This window comes from Streptomyces sp. MBT65, assembly GCF_016612545.1.
GTDB lineage: Bacteria > Actinomycetota > Actinomycetes > Streptomycetales > Streptomycetaceae > Streptomyces.
Window position 1 is genome coordinate 1 of record NZ_JAENRY010000794.1, and the last position, 381, is coordinate 381.

A 381-nucleotide genomic window follows, 5' to 3' on the forward strand; every position below is an offset into this window, starting at 1 on the left:
CCTAACGACCCCCCGGTCCCCGCCCCTGCCGTAGCGCCGACACTCGGCGGTACAGCTCCGCCGCCTCCGTGTTGCGGCCCAGTTGTTCCAGGCAGTGGGCCTCGTCGTTGCGGCTGGCGAGGGTGTCGGGGTGGGCGGGGCCCAGGACGCGTTCGCGGGCGGTGGCCACGCGGCGGTACTCGGTGAGGGCGTCGGACCAGCGGCCCAGCCAGCCGAGGCCGACGGCGACCTCGCGGCGGCTGACCAGGGTGTCGGTGTGGTCGGCGCCCAGGACGCGCTCGCGGATCGCGCACACGTCGCGGGACTCGGCGAGCGCCTCCTCCCAGCGGCCGAGGCGGCCGAGGTTGACGCCGAGGCCGTGGCGGGCGCGGAGGGTCTCGG

General features: G+C 76.9%; 1 protein-coding gene. It reads right to left on the bottom strand.

Features of this window, described 5'->3' with window-relative positions; translation table 11 throughout:
- Position 1: 1 nt before the first annotated feature.
- Positions 2-381 (bottom strand): tetratricopeptide repeat protein (locus JHN63_RS52150; RefSeq protein ID WP_200692069.1); only part of this gene is annotated, 380 nt, incomplete at its 5' end.